This window comes from Actinoplanes palleronii (assembly GCF_016862315.1).
GTDB classification, from domain to species: Bacteria; Actinomycetota; Actinomycetes; order Mycobacteriales; family Micromonosporaceae; genus Actinoplanes; species Actinoplanes palleronii.
On record NZ_BOMS01000049.1, the window covers coordinates 112,198 to 133,464 of the forward strand.

Genomic DNA, 21,267 nt, shown 5'->3' on the forward strand with positions numbered 1-21,267 from the left:
GACCGGCTCATCGCCACCACCGGGGCGCGGCGCGGGATTCGTTCCCTGGGGCACAAACGTGCGCCCGCCAGGCCGCCACCTGCCGCCAGGTTCAGAAGTACGTCGGCTCGCGCGGCGTGTACGGGCCTTCCAGCGAGGCGACCTCGTCGTCGGTCAGTGTCAGGTCGAGCGCGGCGACAGCGTCGGTGAGGTGCTTCTCCTTCGTCGCACCGATGAGCGGCGCGTTCACGACCGGGTTCTTCAGCACCCAGGCCATCGCCACGGTTGCCATGCTGACGCCGCGTGCGGTGGCGATGCGCTCGACGGCGTCCACGATCGCCTTGTCGGAGTCGAGGAACAACGGCCGGCCGAACTGGTCCTGCCCGGGGGTCGACTGCGCCCGGGTGCTGCTCCTGTCACCCCAGGGCCGGGCGACGATGCCGCCGGCGAGCGGGCTCCACGGGATGCTGCCGACGCCGGAGTCGGCGAGCAGGCCGAACATCTCCCGCTCCTCCTCGCGCTGGACCAGGTTGTACTGGTCCTGCATCGAGACGAACGTTGTCCAGCCGTGACGCTCGGCGGCGTGCTGCAGCTTCGCGAACTGCCATGCCCACATGGACGACGCACCGAGGTAGCGGACCTTGCCGGCCTTGACGACGTCGTGCAGCGCCGCCATCGTCTCCTCCACCGGGGTTTCCGGGTCGAAGCGGTGGATCTGCATCAGGTCGACGTAGTCGGTGCCGAGCCGGGTGAGCGAGGCGTCGACCTGCTCGAGGATCGCCTTGCGGCTGAGGCCGCCACCGCCGGGGCCCTGGTGCATCGGCCAGTAGATCTTGGTCGCCAGGACCGTCTGCTCCCGGGTGGTGTACTTGCGCATGGCACGGCCGACGATCTCCTCGGAACTGCCCATCCCGTAGACGTTCGCGGTGTCCCAGAAGGTGATCCCGAGCTCCACGGCCTGCTGGAACAGCGGTCCGGCCGCGTCGTCGTCCAGCGACCAGTCCTGCATCGGGTTCTTGTCGCCGAAGCTCATGCAACCCAGGGCGAGGCGGCTGACCTTGAGGCCGGACGTGCCGAGCCGGGTGTACTCCATCGTGTGTGGCATGACGCCACGCTAAGCGCATATCGGACGTGGCTGAGAGTCACTGGCATTCGCCCCCAGCCCAGGAATCCGGGGGTGAACAGCAGGTGCTCCCACTATCCGCACCGGCTCGGTTAGCGTCGCCCGTATGGCTACCCAGAAGGACGTACAGCAGTTCCTGACTGCCCTGCGTGCCCGCGTCACACCGGAGAAGGCCGGGCTGACGGTCTTCGGCGGAGAACGCCGCGTCCCGGGCCTGCGCCGTGAGGAAGTCGCCCAGCTCGCCGGCGTCAGCACCGCGTACTACACCCGGATGGAACGCGGCGACCTCGGCGGCGTCTCCGACAGCGTGCTGTTCGCCCTGGTCCGGGCGCTGCAGCTGGACGAGGCGGAATCGGCGCACCTGTTCGACCTGGCCCGGGCCGCCACCGGGCCACGGCGCGAGACCCGGACCAAGCCCGAAGCCCGCGTCTCACCCCTGATCGCCCAGCTGCTCGACACCATGCGCGACGTGCCCGCGCTGGCGATGAACCGGGTCACCACGGTCGTCGGCTCGAACGCCCTCGGGCGCGCCCTGTTCCCGCACCTGTTCCCCGCCGACGCCGCGCCGGTCAACAGCGCCCGCTCGATGTTCCTCGACGAGCGCGCGAAGGACTTCTACCCGGACTGGGAGACCAGCGCCCGCGAAGGCGTGTCAGCCCTGCGCCTGCTGGCCGGCCAGGACCCCACCGACCGGGCACTGATGGCACTCGTCGGGGAGCTCGCCACCCGCAGCGCCGACTTCCGTACCTGGTGGGGCGGGCACACCGTGCGTACCCACACCACCGGCACGAAACGGATCAACCATCCGGTGGTCGGTGAGATCACCCTCGCCTACGGGACGCTGGTCGTCCCGTCCAGCAGCATCGTCATCGCCACCTACCTGGCCGAGCCGGGATCGGCCTCCGCGGACGCCCTCGACCTGCTCCGCAGCTGGGCCGCCCCGCCCCTCGGCGCCGCGGCGCAGAGCCGGTGACCGCCAGGACCACGATGTCGCGGCGGGTCCGGCGGCTCGAAGTGCACGATCGGCGTGCCGACGTCCCGGCCGGTCAGCGACAACGCCTCGTCCGACTCCGCCTGGACCTCCGCGTCCCGGGACGTGTCGTCGAGGAACGCGGCGAGCGAGGTCGGCAGCCCGGCCTCGGCGAGCGCGGCGGCGGCCAGCTCGGGAGTGCCCGGCCAGCCGAGCTCCCGGCCCGCGTCGGGGCCGGCCTCCATGATGCGGGCGCCGAACGCGGCGTAGAGCGGTCCGATCGCCTCCCGGCCGTGCTTCTCGCGCGCCACCGAGGCGACCCGCAGCAGCCGCAGGCCCGCGGTGTGCTGGGCCTCGTACTCCGGCGGGAAGTGGCTGGCGTAGTCGAGGTGCGAGTTGATCAGGCGCAGCGAGATGAACCGCCAGTCGACGAGCACTGCCCGGCTCAGCGCGGGTCCGCACCGCCAGGATGGCGGTGCGGGTGAGCGGTGACCGGACCCGCCGGGTGGTCGGCCGGGCGGGCCCTCGGCGTTCCCCTCGGTAGCCGGTGGTCAGGGCTCGTCCGGCGCCGGTCGCTGGGTGTAGCGGTGCTTCACGCCGGGTGGGAAGAACTCCGGGTCGCCGCACGGGCGCAGCAGGATCTGGGGTGACTGGTAGGCCGCCGGCACGTAGTGGGCGAACTCGCTGTTGAGCCGCAGCAGCTCGGTGCGGATCGAGGCGGCGACGGACGCGGCCAGGTCCGCGGTGGCCGGCTCGCCGGGTGCCAGCTCGACGACGACCGACAGGTGCCGGTCGCGGTCGGCGTCCTCGGCGGTGCGCAGCACGAACTTGCCGGTGACGTGCGGGGCCACGTGCGGGCGTTCCAGGCCGACGGTCACGTTCTCCGGGTAGATGTTCGCGCCGAAGTAGGAGACGGTGAACAGCGACCGGCCGAAGACGTAGACAAACGGCAGGTCCGGCCCGCTGCCCGGGTCGAACCCGTGCTCACGGCAGAAATCGATCATCCGGTCGTGCTCGATCACGCCGCCCTCGTCGGCGATGTGGTAGCGCAGCAGCGGCGCCGCGCCGTCGCTGGAGAACACGAGGGTGCCGTCGACGGTCTCGAAGAACCGGGTGGCCGGGTCGTACTGCACCAGGGTCGGCAGGCGCGCGTCGCCGAACAGCCGGGTCGCCGCGTCCGGCCGGTCGGCGAGGAACCGGCGGATCCGGATGCTCAGCGGGGTCTCGTTGCCGAGCACGCCGGCGTCCGCCGTGCCGTAGAGCGAGGCCGAGCTCGCCGCCGGATCCGCCGCCCCGGTCCGGGCCGCGATCAGATCCCGCCATTGCTCGCTGAAGACCTCACCGGCCAGGACCACCTTCATCTGGTACGACGGCCAGTGCGTGCCCCGGGCCGCCCCGACGTCGATCACGTTCTTGACGAACGGCGGGTAGCCGAGCAGGACCACCTGGTCGAAGTAGGACCCCAGCTCGCCGACCACCCGCAGGATCTCGTCGACGTCGTTGCCGGGCGTGGCCACCGTGATCGGGTAGCCGTCCGCGGCCAGGTGACGGCAGGCCGCGGTGGTGTACATGCCACCGACCCAGTTGCCGAGCGCGAAGCAGACCACGGCGAGCGTGGACTTCTCGGCCGCCTGGAACGCCCCGGCGAAGACCTGCTCGAAGCGGGCGGTGACCGCGGCCTCGTCGCGGACCGACCGGGGCCAGACGGTGGGCCGGCCGGAGGACCCGGACGAGACCGCGACGATGTCACTTCCGGTCAGGGTGCCGCCGAGACAGCGTGACGGCAGGTCGTACGTGTTGATGTAGGCGGCCTTGGTCATCAGCGGGATCTGCGCCGGCGTGACCACCTGATCCGGGTCCACCCGCTGGCCGGCCAGGAACTCGGCGTACGCCGGAACGCTCTTCGCCATCCGCTGGAACAGTGCCATGCGGTCGACCATGCCCACACTCCTCGGCGCCGAAGGGGTCTCCCTGTCAAACGATAGGGGGTCCGGGTGGCGGATAGGGGGAGCGCACCCTGGGAGATGCCTGCGTCGCGGACAGAGGACAAGCTTGCCTTAGTAGAACGCACCGGGCGCCGCTTTCCCGCCACACCGGACGGCTGAGCGATACGCACAAACAATGGCCCATCGTGAATTGACGATGAAGGAGGCTGCGACATGGAACGAACCACCAGAATGGCGCCGGGAATTCTCGATCCGGTGATGCTGGAGCAGTATCGCCAGGACGGTTTCCTGCTCATGCCGCCGGGTTTCCTGCCGGCCGAGACCCTCGCCGAGATCATCGGCGCCGTCCCGGGGCTGCTGGAGGTGGACAGCCCGGCCCGGGTGATGGAGCGCGACGGTGTCACGCCGCGGTCCGTCTACGGCATCCACCAGCAGGACGGCGTCTTCGCCGACCTGATGCGGCACCCGGCACTGCTCGGCGCGGTGCAGCAGATCCTGCACAACGACGTCTACGTCCACCAGTCCAAAGTCAACATCAAGGCGGCGTTCGCCGGTGACCAGTGGGACTGGCACCAGGACTACATCTACTGGCTGCAGGACGACGGAATCACCCGCCCCGACCTGGTCAACGTCGCGATCTTCCTGGACGACGTGAACGAGTTCAACGGGCCGCTGACGTTCATCCCCGGCTCGCACCGCGACGGCGTGCTGACCGCCACCGGCCGCGACGGCATGCCGCTGGGTTACGAGGACGCGCCGCAGTGGGTGGCCACGCTCACCGCCGACGAGAAGTTCCAGGTCAGCGACGACGTGATCACGAGCATGGCGCAGCGCAACGGCATGGTCAGCCCGAAGGGGCCGACCGGCTGCGTACTGTTCTTCGATCCGAATCTGCTGCACGCCTCGACCCGGAACATGTCGCCGGGCCGGCGCGCCATGGTCATTCTGGTCTACAACGCCGTCGACAACGTCCCGCACGACGTGACCGATCCGCGGCCGCAATTCCTGGCCGAACCGGATCCCCGTGCGCTGACCCCGTTGACCCCGAATGTCACCACTCGCCGATAACCACTGAAACAACAATTACCCCGCACCATCATCAAGGAGACATTGACATGGCGACGACCACCGTAATCACCGACGAGAACCTCGCGACGGCCTTCCCTGCCGACCTCGCGGCCGTCCCGGCGGAGGGGAACGCCCTCGAGGCGGTGCGCCAGGACCTGTTCCGCACGCTGCACGCGCACTACGCCGCCTACCTGTCGGCGCCGGAGGACTTCACCCAGATCCCCCGGCTCAACACCGATCCGGCGATCGCCCGTCTGGAACAGACCTGGCTCGGCTGGGAGGACGCTCAGGTCGACCTCGATCGCCTGCCGCGCACCGCCGAGGAGTTCCCGGACTGGTTCCGCGCGCTGAGCGCCAACCACGTCCAGCCGGAGTTCTGCCGCTATCTCGCCGAGGACGCCACGATCGCCGAGCTGGCGCTGTTCTTCCTGGCCGAGGAGCTCGTCGACAGCCGTTTCGACGACCTGGTGGCGCTGGCGCAGCTGGGCTCGTCCGGCGCCATGAAGCTGGTGATCGGCGAGAACTACTGGGACGAGATGGGCCAGGGCTCGCTCGACCGGATGCACACCGTGCTGTTCGAGCACTCCGCGCGGTACATGCGCGAGCGGCTGGCCGAGCACGGCTACGACGCCGACGAGGTGATCTGCGCCGAGATCTTCGAGAACGCCAGCCTCACCCTGATGTACGGCATCCACCGGCACCTGATCCCCCGCTCGGTCGGCGCGCTCGGCCTGATGGAGCACAGCGCCCCGCCGCGGTTCACCGCGATGGTGGCCGGCTGTACCCGGCTCGGCGTGCCGGAAGACGTGATCACCTACCAGCGGATCCACGTGCACGTCGACGAGGACCACGGCGCGGAGTGGCTGGACAACGTCCTCACCCCGCTGGTCGAGACGTCGCCGGCCCTGTTGCGCGAGATCTGCCTGGGCATCCTGACCCGGGAGCGGGTCGCCAACGCGTACTACCAGCGCGTGTGGCAGCAGATGAAGGCGCTGCGCTAGTCATGGAGCCGGCCGCTTTCTACCACGGTGGCAGCCGGCGCCTGCAGGAGGCGTTCGGCACCCGGGAGCTCGCCGGGCACCTGGCCCGCAAGTATGTGACCGACGCGCTCGAGGACGACCACGTGCGCTGGATCAGCGGCGCCGATGCGGTGTTCGTCGCGACGGTCAGCCCCGACGGGCAGCCTGATTGTTCGTACAAAGGAGGGTTGCCGGGTTTTGTGCGGGTGGTCGACCAGCGGACGCTGGAGATACCCAGCTACGACGGCAACGGGATGTATCGGACCTTGGGCAATGCCGCGGCCTCGGGCCGGGTGGGGTTGCTGTTCCTCTTCCCCGAGCTGCCCGCGAAGTTGCGGGTGAACGGCACCAGCGCGGTCAGCCGCGACGCCGGCGGCCACCAGGGCGCCGAGGCGGTGCTGCGGATCCGGGTCGAGCAGGTCTTCGAGAACTGCCCCCGCTACCTGCACGACCCGGCGACCGGCACGCACTCCGCGCACTGCCCGCGCCCGGAGTACACGCCCCCGGCGCCCGCCTGGAAGCAGAAACCCGAATACGACACGTTGTTGCCACGCTGAGGAGGACCCATGAGCCACATCGTCGACCTGTCGCACCTCATCGAGGCGGGCATGGTCACCTACCCGGGGCTGCCCGGACCGGTGATCAGCGATCACCTGTCCCGCGCCGCGTCCCGGGACCGCTATCCGGTGGGCACCGAGTTCCAGATCGGCGCCGTCACCCTGATCGCCAACACCGGCACCTACCTGGACACCCCGTTCCACAGGTATCCGGAGGGCGTCGACCTGTCCGGAATCGATCTGGACCGGCTCGCCGACGTCCCCGGCGTGGTGATCGACGCGACCGGTGCCGGGCGCGCGGTCGGCCCGGAGCTGTTCGACGGCATCGACGTTACCGGGCGGGCGGTGCTGATCCACACCGGGTGGGACCGGCACTGGCGCACCACCGAGTACGGCGCAGCCGAGCATCCGTTCGTGACCGCCGCCTTGGTGGACTGGTTGATCGGGCAGCGTCCGGCGCTGGTCGGCATCGACTCGGTGAACATCGACGACATGGCCGACATGACCCGGCCGGCGCACACCGGCCTGCTCGGCGCCGGCATCCCGGTGGTGGAGCACCTGCACAACCTGCACGAGCTGCTGAACCGGGACTTCCGGTTCCACGCGGCGCCGGTGCCGATCGCCGGGATGGGCAGCTTCCCGATCCGGGCCTACGCGGTCACCCGATAGCCCGGCGACGGCGGCGGACCGCCCCTCCCCCGGCGGCCGCCGCCGTCGCCGCACCCATCCATCCCTCCGCAGACAAGGGGCACCGCAATGACGACACCCACGACCACCTACCGCCTGGCGCCGCTGGGGCAGACCTTCGGCGCCCGGGTGACCGATCTCGATCTGCGGATCGCCGGGCAGGCGACGGTGGACGCGCTGGTCGCCGACCTGACCGAGCACCGTGTCCTGGTGCTGCCGGGTCAACAGCTCACCGACGAGGAGCACGTGCGGGTCAGCCGGCGGTTCGGCCCGCTCGACGTGTACCCGGTGTCCACCTACGTGGTGCCGGAGCACCCGGAAGTCCTGAAGATCAGCAACATCTTCGTGGACGGCAAGCCGATCGGTCTCTACGACGGCGACGAGCAGGAGGAGTGGCACACCGACTACTCGTGGAAGGAGCAGACCAGCCGCGCCTCCCTGCTCTACTCGCTGGTCGCGCCGGCCACCGGCGGGGACACGCTGTTCGCCGACTCCACCGCCGCCTACGACGACCTGCCGGTGCGGCTGGCCGAGCGGATCACCGGGCTGCGGGCGGTCCACTCGATGAACCACCTGGTGGAGACCGAGCGCAAGGTGAACCCGCACAAGGCGTCGCTCACCCCCGAGCAGCGGGCCAAGATGCCGGACGTCGCGCACCCCCTGGTCCGGGTGCACCCGGTCACCGGCCGGCGCTCGCTGCTGCTCGGCAGCATGATCATCAGTGGCATCGAGGGGCTGCCCGAGGCGCAGACCGCGGAGCTGCTGGCCGAGCTGCACGAGCACGCCACCGCCGACCGGTACGTCTACCGGCACCACTGGGCCGCCGGTGACCTGGTCATCTGGGACAACGAGGCGACCATGCACACCCGTACCGCGTGTGACCGGCGCAAGCACCAGCGCCTGCTGCACCGCACCACCGTGCTGTGGAGCTGAGCGACCGGGCACGACGAGGGCGGCGGTCCCACCGGACCGCCGCCCTCGCGCTGTCGCCTTGTCAGAACTTCAGCAGGACCTTGCCCGAGTACGCCCCGGTCAGCAGCGCCTCCGCGGCCGGGACCAGCCGGTCCAGGCCGCCCTCCACGATCGTCTCCGGCAGCACCACCCGGCCGTCCGCGACCAGCGGCGGGAACTCCCGGTCGAACTCGGCGAACAGGTCCTCGTGGTCCATGGTGGCCATCCCGTGCATCGACAGCCTGCGGTGCACGAACTGCTCGATGTTGCGGATGCCGTACGGCTCGCCGGTGCGGATCTGGTCGGTGCCGCCGCACTTGACGATCCGCCCGTGGGTGTTCATCACGTTGATCGCCGATTCGAGCTGCCGGCCGCCGGCGTTGTCGTAGTAGACGTCGACGCCGGGCAGATCGTCGGGCCAGCCGTCGTGGTAGTCGAACGCGCGGTCGTAGCCGAGCTGCTCGGTGGCGAGCTTGGCCTTGGCCGGGGAGCCGGTGCTGGCGATCACGTAGCCGGCGCCGCGGACCCGGGCGAGCTGGCCGGCGACGCTGCCGACCGCGCCGACGCCGCTGGAGACCAGCACGGTGTCACCGGGCCGGATCTCGACCAGGCTCAGGCCCACCCAGGCGACGACCGCGGAGCTGAGGTGGTGGGTCACCGACGGGAAGCGGTCGAGCGGGACGGCGCGGAACTTGTCGGCGGGGGCCACCGCGTACTCGCGCCAGGCCAGGTTGTGCAGCACGGTGTCGCCGGGGTTCAGGTCGGGTGACGCCGACGCGACGACCTCGCCGAGGGCGTGTCCCCAGGGCGGGCCGCCGAGGGCGAAGTCCGGTTCGCCGGGGCCGTCGATGTCCTGCATGCGCTGCAGCAGGCCCGGGTCGACGGCCTGGTAGGTGTTGCGGACCACCACCTCGCCGGGTTCCGGCACGTCAGGCAGCTCGACCTCGACCACGGCGAGTGTGCCGGGCACCGGCAGGCGGCCGGGCGGACGGGCGATCAGGTGGATCTCGCGGCTGACGGTCATCGGATTCCTTCCGTGGATACGGCGGCACCGATCCGGTGCGCCTCGGCGAGCAGGTCGCGGTGCCAGCGCTCCCACAACCCGGCCAGCCGGGACGTGATCACGACCAGGTCGGCGGAGCCGGCGGCCAGTGGGGTGCGCAGGCCGATCGCGTACGTCGCGGGGTGCCCGTCGCGGGCCAGCGCGGCCACCGCGGCACGGTCGAAGTCCAGCGCCACCAGCGGGCCGGCGTCCGGTGGCAGTGCCGCGCCGGCGCCGAACACCACGATCCGGGCGTCCGGGCCGGCCGCGCGCCGGGCCGTCTCGATCTCGTCGGCCACGGTCAGGTCCTGGACCTTCTCGCGCCACAACGCGAACGTGCGGTACTCGTCGTTCCAGGTGAAGAACGGGCGGTTCATCCCGATCAGCGCCCAGCCCACCTCGAACGCGGAGTCGGGGTAGCGCCGCAGCGAGCGCTCCACGTTGTCGCGGAACGTGTCGAGCAGGGTGCTGATCTCCGGGCGGCCGTGCGGCGACTCGATCACCCAGGCGGCCCGGCTGATCCGGAACCGCAGCCCGTGCCGGTGCAGCAGATAACCGAGCTCCAGGTCCTCGCCGCCCCAGCCGGTAAGGTCCTCGTTGAAGCCGCCGACGGCGTGGAAGTCGGCGGCGGCCATCGAGCAGTTGATGGTGAACAGCAGGTTCCACGGCAGGGATCGCCGGTGCAGGTCGAAACCGCACGCGTCGAAGTGCGGGTGGCGGATGTCGCGGAAGCCGGGGTCGTCACCGAGCTCGTCGACGATCTCCTCCGGCGACATCCGGCTCATCCGGTCGAGGGCGTGCACCGGGTGTTCCGGGTCGTAGCCGTACGCATAACCGACGACGATCGTGGGTCGCGCCGCCTCCTCGTGCTCGGCCAGATGCCGGCGCAGGAAGTCGTCGCCGGGGATCGCACCGGTGTCGAGGAAGCAGAGCAGCGGGGCGCTCGCCAGCCGCGCACCGGCGTTGCGGGCGGTGCCGGCGCGGAAGCCGAGATCGTCCTGGAAGTGGTAGGCGATCCGCAGCCGGTCGGCGAACGAGTCCACCACCTGGCGGGTGTCGTCGGACGACCCGTCGTCGGCGACGATCACCTCGAACGCGTCACGCGGCAGGGTCTGCCGGGCCAGCTGCCGCAGCGTGCGGGCCAGCAGCTCGCTGCGGTTGTAGGTGGGCACCACCACCGAGATGCGCGGCACGCCGGTCACCGGGCGGTCCAGGTCCGGCCGGGGTCGGTGGCCAGGTCGCGCAGGATGCTCTGGTAGGTGCCGGTCCAGCCGGACACCGTGCTCGCGTCCAGGTCCTCGGTGTTGAACTGGACGCAGCCGCTCAGCTCGCCGCCGGGGTGCGGGTGCATGCCCCAGGCGACGCCGTGCGGGATCCACGGGCCGACCGGGGTGACCGACGGACGCTTGTAGATCTCGGTGCTGCCCCCGGCGAGCCGCGGTGTGCCGACGCCGGACGGGTGCGGGAACACCCCGACGATGCAGTTGGTCTTGCGGGGCTCGTCGTTCGGCGTCATCAGCTCGGGCACGGCGCGTTCGATGTGCTGGATCGGGATCTCGTTGGCGTAGGTCTCCCGGCACACGTCCCGGGTCGCCGCGACCACGTCGCGCAGGCTCGCGCAGCGGCCCAGGTCGGTGCGCAGCACCACGAAGTTCATCACCGGGCCCGCGGTGTCGTCGAACCGCGCTTCGGTACGCCCGGTGGTCAGCGTGTCGATCGCCTGGTCGGTGGTGCCCGCGACCGCGTGGACCAGCACGTTGAACGCGGCGAGCAGCACGGTCGGCACGTCGGTCCGCTCCTGCGCGGCGAGGTCGCCGATCGCGCCCATGACGTCCCGGCCGACCACGAAGTTCACCGCGGAGTACGGCTCGTGGTGCCGCTCCGGCACGTCCCGGTCGGTGGGCACCGCGAAGATCCGTACGCCGCTGAGCTTGTCCTGCCAGAACTTGGCGGCGGTCTCGCCGTCCGGGCCGTCGGCGGCCGCGCGCTGGGCGGCCGCGAACTCGCGATAGTGCACCACCGGCGGCAGGGCGGCCTCGGCGCCGGTGACGCGGGCGCGGTAGAGCGCGGCCAGGTCGCGGACCAGCACCCGGTTCGACCACTCGTCGGAGCCGGTGTGGTGGGTGATCAGGGCGAGCACGGCGTCCTCGTCGTCGAAGCGGGTCAGCACCGCGTGCAGCCCCGGTGCCTGCCGGGGATCGAGGGTGCTGCGCTCGGCCTCGTTGAGCAGCTCCTCGGCGATGGTGTCGCGGGAGCCGGGGCGGTCGGCGGGCACGTCGCGCACCTGCAGCGGCACCGGGGCGGGCTCGTGCACCTGCTGGTACGGCTCGGCGGTGCGCTCCACCACCGTCCGCAGGATCTCGTGCCGCACCACCAGGTCGTCCAGGGCGCCGCGCAGGGCGTCGACGTCGATCGGGCCGGTGACGCGCAGCGCGGTGGCCATCACGAACGCGCCCGCGAAGAATCCCGCCTGGTAGCCCTGATCACCGGAGCACCACAGTTGTTGCGGACTGGAGAGAGGGAATCTGCTCACGACTGTCCTTTCAGCCTCAATGGCGCATGGAGATAATGCACGCTAACAGAGAGACGACGCCATTACGGGTGGCCAAGTCATCGATGAGCACGACAGAAGAAAAGAACGGCCGGCACCGCATTTCGCGCGATGCCGGCCGATCGGGAACGGTAGCGGTCAGAGCACCTGGGCGATCTCCAGGACGTTGCCGGCCGGGTCGAGGAACGAGATCGTCCGGCGGCCCCACGGACGGTCGGTCGGTCCGTTGAGGATGGTGACGCCGTGCGCCTTGAGCTCCTCGAAGACGGCGTTCGCGTCGGCCACCTCGAACGTGAACAGCTGGCGGGTGCCGGCCTCGGCCGCGGCCACCGGGCGCGGCTCGACGAGCGTGTCGGCCTTGTCGGTGTGCAGGATGTTGATCATCAGGTTCTCCAGCTTGACCACCGCCGAGACATCGTCGGAGTAGACCACCTCGAGGCCGAGGGTCTCCTCGTAGAACGCCCGCGTGGCGGCCAGGTCCTCAACGAAGAACGTGATTACCTCGATCTTGTTCAGTCCTTTGATCACGTGCGACATCCCTCTTTCTGAAAACGGTCGCGGCACCGGCACCATCGCGCCGGAGAGCGCTCCCTGAAAAATGAATCCTACAATAAGCGGGCCGTTATGACCGACCCCTATCCGCCGGGTTCAGACCCCTATCCGGGTCACAGGTACATCGTGTTGGGGGCGAGTCCGGCCAGCACCCGGCCGAACAGCTCCAGGTTGGTGTCCGGGTGCATCAGGGCGTGCAGGTTGAGCGCCTGGATGTCGCGCTGGATCCGCTGGATCGGCACCGCGGCGTAGATCGACGAGCCGCCGCTGCCGGTGACCAGCAGGTCGACCGCCTCCTTGGCGAGCCGGAACACCCGGCCGAGGGCGGCCCGGGCGGCGACCCGGTCCAGCGGCGTCCAGTCCTGGCCGGCGGCGGCCCGCTCGTCGATCTGGCCGGCCAGCCGGGTCGCGTGGAACTGCGCCTCGTCGATCAGCAGCGTCGCCTCGGCGAGCTGCCGGTGGGTCACCGGCGCCTCCCGGCGGCTGGCGTAGTCGGTGTAGGTGATCTTGTGGTCGAGCCGGGTGCGGTAGTCCTCCAGCGCGGCCTGGGCCAGGCCGATCGCCGTACCGGTGAACGAGGCGCAGCCGGTGGCCATCATCGGCGCGTGGAACAGCGGGGTGCCGGCGTTGCGGGCCGACGCGTACTGGCCCTGCAGGATCGCCGGCATCGGCAGCACCCGCTCGGCCGGGATGAAGACCTCCCGCGCGACGGTGGTGACACTGCCGGTGCCGCGCAGGCCGCTGGTGTCCCAGTCGTCGACGACGGTCAGGTCGCTCAGCGGGACCAGCGCCATCACCGGCCACTGCGACGCGCCGTCCGGGGTGGGCGCCATGGCCAGCACCAGCTGCCAGCCGCTGTGCCGGGCGCCGCTGATGAAGTGCCACTCGCCGGAGACGACCAGGCCGCCGTCGCGGGGCACCGCCACCGCGGTCGGGCTGAGCACCCCGCACACGCCGCCGTCCGGGTCGGCGAACACCTCGTCCTGCACGGCGTCCGGGAACAGCCCGGCCAGCCAGCCGCACATCGACCACACCGAGGCGAGCCAGGCCGCGGAGCCGTCGCCACGGGCCAGCTCGGTGATCACTTTCAGCATCGTGGTGGCGTCCGCGGCGTGTCCGCCGTACTGCTGCGGAACCCGCATCCGCAGGATGCCCGCCTCCCGGAGCACCGCAAGGGTGTCGGTGTGCAGCTCGCGGTGCTCGTCCTGCCAGCGGGCGTGCTCGCGCAGCACCGGTACGGCCCGGGCCGCGCGGTCCACCAGGTCCGTGCCGGCCTGCACCGGAATGGCCAAGGTCATGCTGTTCCTCCTGTGGTGTGCTGAAGCGGTGTCACGGCCGCGACGGGTTCGTCGCGCGGCCACAGAACGCGGGACAGCACGCGCGGGCGCATCATCGCCTGCGGTGCGTCGACCAGGCCGGCCACCCGCACGAACGCGGCGGCGACCACCCGGTCGCGGGTGGCGGCGACCTGCATCCGCCGCATGAACGCGTTGCCGAGCCGGACCTGCGGGGTGCGGCGCCCGGTCACGTCCGGGAAGGCCAGGTCGCCGCCGGCGGACATGTCCCAGGCGCCGTCCAGGGTCTTGGCCAGGGCCCGGAAGTAGCGGCGCGGATCGCCCGCGCCCTGCTCCAGGTAGTCGCGCAGCACCAGCGAGCCGGTCGCCGCGACGGTCATACCCTGTGCGTAGATCGGGTTGAAGCCGCACGCGGCGTCGCCGAGCGCGACCAGGCCGGCCGGCAGCCGGGTCATCCGCTCGTAGCGGCGCCGGACGCTGGCCGGGAAGCGGAACTGCACCGGCTCGCCCAGCGGCTCGGCGTCCCGGATCGCCTCGTGGATCGCCGGTACCGGCAGGCTGCGGGCGTACTCCAGGAAGCCGGGCAGGTCGGTCGGGGCCCGATCGCCGAGCACGCCGTTGAGCGAGAGCGAGTAGCGGTCCGGCAGCCGGGCCAGGGTCGCGCCGCGCGGGTGGCCGGGGGTGGCGACCGAGATGACCGCGATGCCGTCACCGATCGGGTCGGCGGTCAGCGGCGCGCGGAAGTCGCAGGAGGTGTAGGTCAGGTCCATGGTGACCCGTTCCTCCTCGACCGCCGGGTAGCCGGCCTCGGCGAGCCAGCGCGGCAGCCGCGAGCCCCGCCCGGTCGCGTCCACGGTCAGATCGGCACGCTCCAGCACCGGCGTCTCGTCGCCGGGCGCCTGGATCCGGGCGCCGAGCACGGCGGTGCGGTCGTCGGTGTATTCCAGCGCGACGATGTCGGCCTGCCGGAACGTGACGTTCGGCAGCGCGGCGACCCGCGCCCGGATCTGGTCCTCCAGGAGCCAGCGGCCCGCCGAGATGCAGATCAGGTCGCTCGGCGACTGCTGGATCGGTGTGCCGGCGAAGTGCCAGCCCAAGCTGGTGGCGAAGTCGCGGGTCGGCACGCCGGCCGCGGCCAGCTCGGCGGTGAAGCCGGGGAACAGCTCCTCGAGGATCTGCTGCCCGCGGGCCAGCAGACCGTGGATGTGATGGCCCTGCGGCACCGCCCGCCGCGGCCCGGTGGCGTCCAGCAACGGGTCCCGGTCGACCACCACGACCTCGGTGAAGTGCTCGGCGAGCACCCGGGCGGCGAACAGTCCGGCCACGCTGCCGCCCAGCACCACGGCCCGATCTCCGACATGTACGAACACCTGTGTCCTCCGCTTCCTCGGTCTCCCTGCGAGGGTGTCAAGCCCGCCACCGGCCGCGCATCTTCCAGACTGCTCAGCGGCGCCGGGCGCCCCGCTCGGCCAGCCAGTAGCCCTTGGCGTGCAGCGAGCCGTCGAGCGCGCTGAGCCCCCACACGTTCTTGAGGTGCTGGCGGATCAGCCGGGTGGGCGTCGCCTCGGCGGCCACGAACGCCTGCACGGGGGTGAGCGGCACCGGCAGGTCGCGCACGTACTGCCAGAGGGTCTCGCCGGTGACCTGGGCGCCGCGGTCGAGCCAGCGGATCGCGCCGGGGCCGGGATAACAGCGGTAGCCACGGTCGCCGGTCTCGACGATGGCCAGGCCGGCGGCGGACGGGGTGAGCGCCTCCAGGATGGCGGCGATGGCGGGCAGCCCCGACTCGTCGCCGATCAGCAGGTGGCGGGTGACGTCCGGGCGTACCGAATAGCCTGCCTCCGGCCGCAGGAACCCGATCCGGGCGCCGGTGCCGGCCGTCGCCGCCCAGATCGAGCCGGGCCCGTTGCCGTGCAGCAGGATGTCCACGTCGAGTTCGCCGGCGCCGGGATCGTGGCGCCGCACCGTGTAGGAGCGCATCGCGGTGCTGGCGCCGGGCCGCCAGAGCAGCCCCTCGGGTGTCCAGGCCGGGAACTCCGGCGTGGCCGCGGCGGCCGGTGGCAGGAACAGCCGGATCTTGGCAGCCGGTGCCAGCTCCGGCAGCCCGCACAGCTCCGCGCCACTGATCGTGATCCGCTTGACGTGCGGGGTCACGTAGGTGATCCGCCGGACGACACCGCGCAGGAACTCCGGGTCGCGCAGCGCGGTTCCCCGCCGGTCCAGCAGCGGTGTTCCCCGCCGGTCCAGAAGCGGTGCGGGAGCTGGCAACACGAGCATGACGGACTCCGTTCCTCGAGAAAGGACCTATCGGTACGCCTTGGCCTGCAGCCCGAACAGCTCGGCGTAGAGCCCGTCGCGGAGCATCAGGCCGTCGTGGTCGCCGGTCTCCACCACCCGGCCGTCGCGCAACACGATGATCAGGTCGGCCATCCGTACGGTGGAGAAGCGGTGCGAGACGAACAGCGTGATCGCGCCCCGGCTGGCCCGCACCTGACGGGCCTGTTCCGCGTAGAGCTCGAACAGCCGGTGTTCGGCCTGCGGGTCCAGTGCCGAGGTCGGCTCGTCGAGCACCAGCAGCAGCGGGGTCTCGCGCATCAGCGCCCGGCCGACCGCGAGTTTCTGCCACTGCCCGCCGGAGAGTTCCGCCCCGTTGGTGTAGCTCTTGCCCAGCGGGGTGTCGAGCCCGTGTTCCAGGCGTTCGACGACGTCGGTGCCCTGTGCCCGGTCCAGGGCCACCGCGACCGCGCCGTCGTCGCCCATCCGGGGCAGGTCGCCGAGCCCGACGACGTCACCGGTACGCAGCTCGAAGCGCGCGAAGTCCTGGAACCCCGCCGAGATCTGCTCGCGCCACGCGTGCACCGGGATGCGGCGCAGGTCGACGCCGTCCACCAGGATCTGCCCGCGGGACGGCTGGTACATCCCGCACAGCAGCTTGACCAGGGTGCTCTTGCCGGCACCGTTCTCACCGACGATGGCCACGCTCGCGCCGGCCGGCAACGTCAGGGTCACCCCGCTGAGCACCGGCTTGTCCGTGCCGGGATAGACGAAGTCCACGTCGTCGAGCCGGATGCCGTCGCTGAGCCGCCGCGGCGGCTCCCGGTCCACCGGCGCCGGATGGGTGACCGTGACCAGCTCGCGCACCACCCGGAAGCGTTGCAGCAGGCTGCCCACCCGCTGCAGGGTGCCGAGCAGGGTGATCGCGGTGATCACCTGGTGGTTGACCTGGCTGGCCAGCACCATCACCAGCACCACGTCGCCGATCGGGCCCTTGCCGGCCACCACGTCCCGGATGACCAGCAGCACCGCGCCGGTGTAGGCCAGCCCGAAGAGCACCTGGCCGGCGGCCCGGATCGCCCCGCCACGGGTGTACGCGCCGGCCAGTCCCCGGCTGGTGCGCCCCCACTCCTGCCGGTGCCGGCGCAGCAGCTCGTCGCGCAGCCCGAAGACGCGCAGCTCGCCGCCGAAACGCGCCGAGGTGGCGAGCCGGAACAGGTTCAGCGCGATCCGGGTCGACTCGGCGGTGCTGGTCTTGGCCCGGTCGATCCGGGTCTCCGCCCAGCGCCCGCTCAGCAGCGGCGGCAGCGCGGCGATCGGCATCAACAGCAGCAGCACCAGATTGACCCGGCCCAGCAGGATCGCGGTGAGCAGCCCGAACAGCACCAGGCCCAGCGTGCCGAACAGGGCCTCGAGCGCGAGGGTCAGCTTCCGGGTGTCGCGGCGCAGCACGGTCAGCTCGTCGGCGTAGTCGGCCCGTTCGTGGTGTTCGATGCCCTCCGAGCCGTTGGAGAGCAGCATCAGCTCCTCGGTCAGGTCGCGCTCGGCGATTTCGGAGAGCTCGGTGTAGGCGATGTGGGCGAAGTTCCCGAAGGTCAGCGTGATCATGACGAGGACCGCGACCAGGACGCCGTACCAGGCGGCCGTGGTGCCGTCGCCGGCCACCACGGCGTCGGTCATCACGCCCAGCCCGGCCGCCATCACCGGGCCCATCGTGACGTGCCCGAACATCAGGAAGATCGCGGAGGCCGTCTTGCGGCGGTCCAGCCGCCACGCGATCCTCAGCAGCCGCCAGGCGCCCGTGACCGTCTGCCTCATGCCGGCGTCCTCACCGTCTCTGCGTCGGTACGCCGCTCGTCCTGCCTCATGCCGGCGTCCTCACCGTCTCTGCGTCGGTTCGCCGCTCGTCGGCGAACCGGTCGGCCTGCAACCGGAACAGGTGCGCGTACACGCCGTCCTCGGTCATCAACTCGTCGTGGCTGCCCTGCTCGGCGACCCGGCCGTCAGCGAGCACGACGATCTGGTCGGCCTGCCGGACGGTGGAGAACCGGTGCGAGATCAGCAGCGTGGTGGCACCCTCGGTCAGGCTGGTGAACTGCTGGAAGAAGCCGGCCTCGGCGCGGACGTCGAGGCTCGCGGTGGGTTCGTCGAGCACCAGGATCGACGCGCCGTGCCGCAGCCCGAACAGCGCGCGGGCCAGCGCGATCCGCTGCCACTGCCCACCGGAGAGGTCCGCTCCCCCGGCCAGGTGCCGGGCCAGCGGGGTGTCCATGCCCTCGGGCAGCGCGTCGATCAGCTCGCGCAGGCCGACCGAGTCGATCGCGGCCCGGATGCCGTCGCGGTCCTCGAGGTGCCCGGCCGCGCCGAAGCCCACGTTGTCGGCGACCGACACCTCGTAGCGGGCGAACTCCTGGAACGTCACGCCGAGCCGGGCCCGCCACTGCGCCAGCGGCATCGACCGGATGTCGACGCCGTCGACCCGGATGGTGCCGGCGGTCGGTTCGTACAGCCGGGCCAGCAGCTTGACCAGGGTGGTCTTGCCGGCGCCGTTCATGCCGACCAGGGCGGTGCACCGGCCGATCGCGATGGTCAGGTCGAGCTCTTCGAAGATCATCCGCTGTTCGCCGGGGTAGTGGAAGCTGACCCGGTCGAAGTGGATCGTGCTGACCGGCGCGGGCCGGGCGGGAGCGGCGCCCGGCGGCGCCTCGCTGCCGTAGGACCGGATCCCGTCGACGAACCGGCGGACCGCCTCGTGGGCGTGCATGCCGATCGCGGTGTGCAGGTCGGCCTCCGGGTAGAACTCACCGAGGCGCAGCGCGAAGATCGCCGCCTGCATCACCATGACGAACGTGGTCAGGGTGAACCCGCCGGCCGGATCCGCGGCGGCCACCCCGGTCAGGGCGAACACCACTCCGCTGACGGCCAGGCCCCAGGCCAGGATCCAGAGGAACGGCCAGAGGTAGATGCGCCGCCGGGCCGCCCACACCGGTTTGAGCCACTCCATGTACTCCCGGTGCCACCGGTCACGGAAGTGGTCGAGCAGCCCGAAGACCCGCATCTCCTTGGCGGCGACCGCGTCGGTGGCGAGGTCCCGCAGGTAGTCGTTGCGGCGTTCCTCGTCGTCGAGGTCGAAGCGCACCTGGGCGAACTTGCGCAGGCCACCACGCTGGCCGTAGCGCAGCAGCAGCACCGCGACGACCAGGCCGGCCGAGGCCCACCAGGACAGCACCACGCCGACCAGGACGGCGTACCCGGCCAGCTTGGTGTAGCGGGCCAGCAGGGCGAACAGCCCGGCGCAGGCCTCGCCGGGGCTGAACGCCCAGGTCTCCAGCTCCCGGGCGGCGGTGCGCAGGTCCTCGACCAGGCGCGGGTCCTCCAGGGGGCCGATGCCGGGGGTGGCGGTCGCGGCGGCCATCAGTGCGTCGCTGACCCGGCCGTCGACGCGCCGGGCGATGAGCTGACCGGCAAGTTCCTGCAGCGGCGCGACCAGCATCTCGGTGATCGACACGACGGTGGTGATCAGGAACGCCATGATCAGCGTGCGGTACGCGGGCGAGTCGAGGCCGGCGCTGGTCGCGGCCGGCACCTTGCCGAGCACGAGCGACGAGCTGACCACGTAGGCGATCGGCAGCAGCCCGATCACCAGGTTGACGAGGACGGCGAGCGCGATCAGTGGTGCGCCGGCGAGGCCGGTCAGCCGGGCGATCTCCAGCCGGGCGACCGCCTGCCGGACCACGGTTGTCTGCTTCAGGCGCGAGTTCATCGCACTCCTACCTCCAGGAAATTCGCTTCGGTGCAACGACGAACGGCCGCGCGGCAGATGGACCCGGTGGCGCCGGCTTTTTTCCGCGCCGGCTTTTTCCGCGCCGGCTTCTTCCGCGCCGGCGCCACCGGGGTCCAGATCAGCGCGGGCCGGGCGTCCCGGCGACCGCGTAGATGCTGTCGCGGATCTCCGCGATGATCGCCTGGGCGCCGTCCGCGGTCGGCGCCGCCGCGATCACCGCGATGATCGGGTCGGTCCAGCCGAGGGCGCGGATGCTCGTCGGGTACGCCTTGACGCCGGCGTCCCACAGCCGCTGGAAGACCGGCCGGATGTGCTCCTCGTAGGACGTGCCCTCCAGCACCGGCAGCATGAAGTGCGCCGAGAGCGTCAGCTCCTTCTCGGCGCCCCAGAACCGCAGCAGGCCACCGGCGTGCAGCGAGCCGCTGCGCCGCGCGTTGATCTCGGTGATGTAGAGCTGGTCGTCGGCGCCGGCCACGCAGTCGATGCACATCCAGCCGACGTAGCCGAGCTGCCGGGCCGCCTCGCCGACCTCGAGCGCCGCCGCGCGCAGCCGCTCACCCCAGACCGGCGGCAACGCGCCCTCACCGACGTCGACGCTGCGGAACGAGTAGCCGTGCTCAACGGTCAGCGCGCAGAGCACCACGTCCTCGACACCGTCCGGGCCGACCAGGATGTCGGCGGCCGGGCAGCCGACACCGGCGGCGTGCTCGACGAACTCCTGGATCAGGATCGGGAACGCGAAGAACGAGTCGCCGCTCGCGTGGTCCAGGAACGCGTCCACGTCGCCGGGCGCGTCGGTGACCACCCGCGAGCCGTCGCCGGCGACGCCGAAGAGCGTACGGGCGATCACCCGGCCGTGCCGGGCCACCATGGCCCGCAGTGCCCCGGTCAGCTCCACCCAGTTGCCGACCACGACGCCGGGCGCGACCCGCATCGCCGGCAGCTGGCGGGCCAGGTCCAGGCAGCTGACCTTGGAGTCGAGGTAGAGGCTGGCCCAGAACGCGTCCTCGGGCACCGAGTCCAGCTCGACCTCGTGGCCCCAGCCGCTGACCAGCGCGGCCAGCAGGTAGGTCTCCGCGGTCGGCCCGACCATGGTCAGCTTCACCACGTCGTAGCCGGACACCAGCTGGCGCAGCGCGTTCTGCGCGGCGCCGTCGTGCAGCAGGTCGTCGACGAGCAGGCCGGACCGCATCCGCGGTGAGACCACCGGCGGCGCGGCCAGGTCCAGGGCCTTGTGGATGTCGTCGAACCACGCCTGGCTCCAGCCCTGCGGCAGCAGCAGCACCCGCGGCGCGTCGGTCCAGAAGACCGAGTGCTCACACTCGTACGTGCCGCCGAACCGCACCACCCGTGCCCGCTCCTCGCCCTTGAGCTGCAGGGAGGGGTTGCGCAGGTGGTATTCGGCCATGTTCGGGATGATGAGTTCGATCGCGTCAGACATGAGGCCAGCCTGGCCTGATCAGGGCCGG

General features: G+C 71.3%; 19 protein-coding genes. 6 read left to right on the forward strand and 13 right to left on the reverse strand.

Annotated features, from left to right (window positions below; translation table 11 throughout):
* Positions 1 to 91 precede the first annotated feature (91 nt).
* On the reverse strand, positions 92 to 1,072 hold the full coding sequence (locus Apa02nite_RS18260; RefSeq protein WP_203826100.1) for an aldo/keto reductase: 981 nt from the start codon (positions 1,070 to 1,072) through the stop codon (positions 92 to 94).
* Between the two features lie 136 nt (positions 1,073 to 1,208).
* Here Apa02nite_RS18260 and Apa02nite_RS18265 point away from each other — a divergent pair, with 136 nt between their 5' ends.
* A complete protein-coding gene (locus Apa02nite_RS18265) occupies positions 1,209 to 2,075 on the forward strand; it encodes a helix-turn-helix transcriptional regulator (protein ID WP_203826059.1) in 867 nt (288 codons plus the stop codon).
* On the opposite strand, the gene Apa02nite_RS18270 is transcribed toward Apa02nite_RS18265, so the two are convergent.
* Together Apa02nite_RS18270 and Apa02nite_RS18275 are read right to left on the reverse strand one after the other, a co-directional pair.
* Positions 1,979 to 2,509, reverse strand: coding sequence for a mycothiol-dependent nitroreductase Rv2466c family protein (locus Apa02nite_RS18270; protein ID WP_203826060.1), 531 nt, complete (start codon positions 2,507 to 2,509; stop codon positions 1,979 to 1,981). The genes Apa02nite_RS18265 and Apa02nite_RS18270 overlap by 97 nt on opposite strands.
* Positions 2,510 to 2,623: 114 nt before the next feature.
* Positions 2,624 to 4,012 carry a phenylacetate--CoA ligase family protein gene (locus Apa02nite_RS18275; protein WP_203826061.1) on the reverse strand — a complete coding sequence of 463 codons (1,389 nt, stop codon included), beginning with the start codon at positions 4,010 to 4,012 and terminating at the stop codon, positions 2,624 to 2,626.
* A 219-nt stretch (positions 4,013 to 4,231) separates the two neighbouring features.
* Here Apa02nite_RS18275 and Apa02nite_RS18280 point away from each other — a divergent pair, with 219 nt between their 5' ends.
* The 5 genes from Apa02nite_RS18280 (at position 4,232) to Apa02nite_RS18300 (ending at position 8,282) form a co-directional block, all read left to right on the forward strand.
* Positions 4,232 to 5,086 (forward strand): phytanoyl-CoA dioxygenase family protein, encoded by an 855-nt coding sequence (locus Apa02nite_RS18280; protein WP_203826062.1) that lies wholly within the window; start codon positions 4,232 to 4,234, stop codon positions 5,084 to 5,086.
* Positions 5,087 to 5,133: 47 nt separating this feature from the next.
* The gene (locus Apa02nite_RS18285) at positions 5,134 to 6,087 is read left to right on the forward strand and encodes an iron-containing redox enzyme family protein (protein ID WP_203826063.1); all 954 of its coding nucleotides are present in this window, start codon (positions 5,134 to 5,136) and stop codon (positions 6,085 to 6,087) included.
* A 2-nt stretch (positions 6,088 to 6,089) separates the two neighbouring features.
* Positions 6,090 to 6,662, forward strand: coding sequence for a pyridoxamine 5'-phosphate oxidase family protein (locus Apa02nite_RS18290; protein WP_203826064.1), 573 nt, complete (start codon positions 6,090 to 6,092; stop codon positions 6,660 to 6,662).
* A gap of 9 nt (positions 6,663 to 6,671) precedes the next feature.
* On the forward strand, positions 6,672 to 7,331 hold the full coding sequence (locus tag Apa02nite_RS18295) for a cyclase family protein (protein WP_203826065.1): 660 nt from the start codon (positions 6,672 to 6,674) through the stop codon (positions 7,329 to 7,331).
* A gap of 87 nt (positions 7,332 to 7,418) precedes the next feature.
* Positions 7,419 to 8,282 (forward strand): TauD/TfdA dioxygenase family protein, encoded by an 864-nt coding sequence (locus Apa02nite_RS18300; RefSeq protein ID WP_203826066.1) that lies wholly within the window; start codon positions 7,419 to 7,421, stop codon positions 8,280 to 8,282.
* A 61-nt stretch (positions 8,283 to 8,343) separates the two neighbouring features.
* On the opposite strand, the gene Apa02nite_RS18305 is transcribed toward Apa02nite_RS18300, so the two are convergent.
* The 10 genes from Apa02nite_RS18305 to Apa02nite_RS18350 form a co-directional block, all read right to left on the reverse strand.
* Positions 8,344 to 9,324 carry an MDR family NADP-dependent oxidoreductase gene (locus Apa02nite_RS18305; protein ID WP_203826067.1) on the reverse strand — a complete coding sequence of 327 codons (981 nt, stop codon included), beginning with the start codon at positions 9,322 to 9,324 and terminating at the stop codon, positions 8,344 to 8,346.
* Positions 9,321 to 10,535, reverse strand: coding sequence for a glycosyltransferase (locus Apa02nite_RS18310; protein ID WP_203826068.1), 1,215 nt, complete (start codon positions 10,533 to 10,535; stop codon positions 9,321 to 9,323). The genes Apa02nite_RS18305 and Apa02nite_RS18310 overlap by 4 nt, the downstream gene beginning before the upstream one ends.
* Positions 10,536 to 10,540: 5 nt before the next feature.
* Complete coding sequence (locus Apa02nite_RS18315; protein ID WP_203826069.1) at positions 10,541 to 11,875, reverse strand: condensation domain-containing protein; 1,335 nt, start codon at positions 11,873 to 11,875, stop codon at positions 10,541 to 10,543.
* Between the two features lie 156 nt (positions 11,876 to 12,031).
* Positions 12,032 to 12,430, reverse strand: coding sequence for a VOC family protein (locus tag Apa02nite_RS18320; RefSeq protein WP_067685304.1), 399 nt, complete (start codon positions 12,428 to 12,430; stop codon positions 12,032 to 12,034).
* Between the two features lie 128 nt (positions 12,431 to 12,558).
* Positions 12,559 to 13,743, reverse strand: a complete 1,185-nt coding sequence (locus Apa02nite_RS18325) for an acyl-CoA dehydrogenase family protein (RefSeq protein ID WP_203826070.1) — start codon at positions 13,741 to 13,743, stop codon at positions 12,559 to 12,561.
* Positions 13,740 to 15,110, reverse strand: coding sequence for an FAD-dependent oxidoreductase (locus Apa02nite_RS18330; RefSeq protein ID WP_239164382.1), 1,371 nt, complete (start codon positions 15,108 to 15,110; stop codon positions 13,740 to 13,742). The genes Apa02nite_RS18325 and Apa02nite_RS18330 overlap by 4 nt, the downstream gene beginning before the upstream one ends.
* 73 nt (positions 15,111 to 15,183) lie before the next feature.
* Positions 15,184 to 16,017 (reverse strand): siderophore-interacting protein, encoded by an 834-nt coding sequence (locus Apa02nite_RS18335; protein ID WP_203826071.1) that lies wholly within the window; start codon positions 16,015 to 16,017, stop codon positions 15,184 to 15,186.
* A gap of 27 nt (positions 16,018 to 16,044) precedes the next feature.
* Complete coding sequence (locus Apa02nite_RS18340; RefSeq protein ID WP_203826072.1) at positions 16,045 to 17,832, reverse strand: ABC transporter ATP-binding protein; 1,788 nt, start codon at positions 17,830 to 17,832, stop codon at positions 16,045 to 16,047.
* Positions 17,833 to 17,878: 46 nt separating this feature from the next.
* Positions 17,879 to 19,777: an ABC transporter ATP-binding protein gene (locus Apa02nite_RS18345; protein WP_203826073.1), complete on the reverse strand. Its 1,899-nt coding sequence runs from the start codon at positions 19,775 to 19,777 to the stop codon at positions 17,879 to 17,881.
* A 139-nt stretch (positions 19,778 to 19,916) separates the two neighbouring features.
* Positions 19,917 to 21,239 carry a hypothetical protein gene (locus Apa02nite_RS18350; protein ID WP_203826074.1) on the reverse strand — a complete coding sequence of 441 codons (1,323 nt, stop codon included), beginning with the start codon at positions 21,237 to 21,239 and terminating at the stop codon, positions 19,917 to 19,919.
* Positions 21,240 to 21,267: the final 28 nt, after the last annotated feature.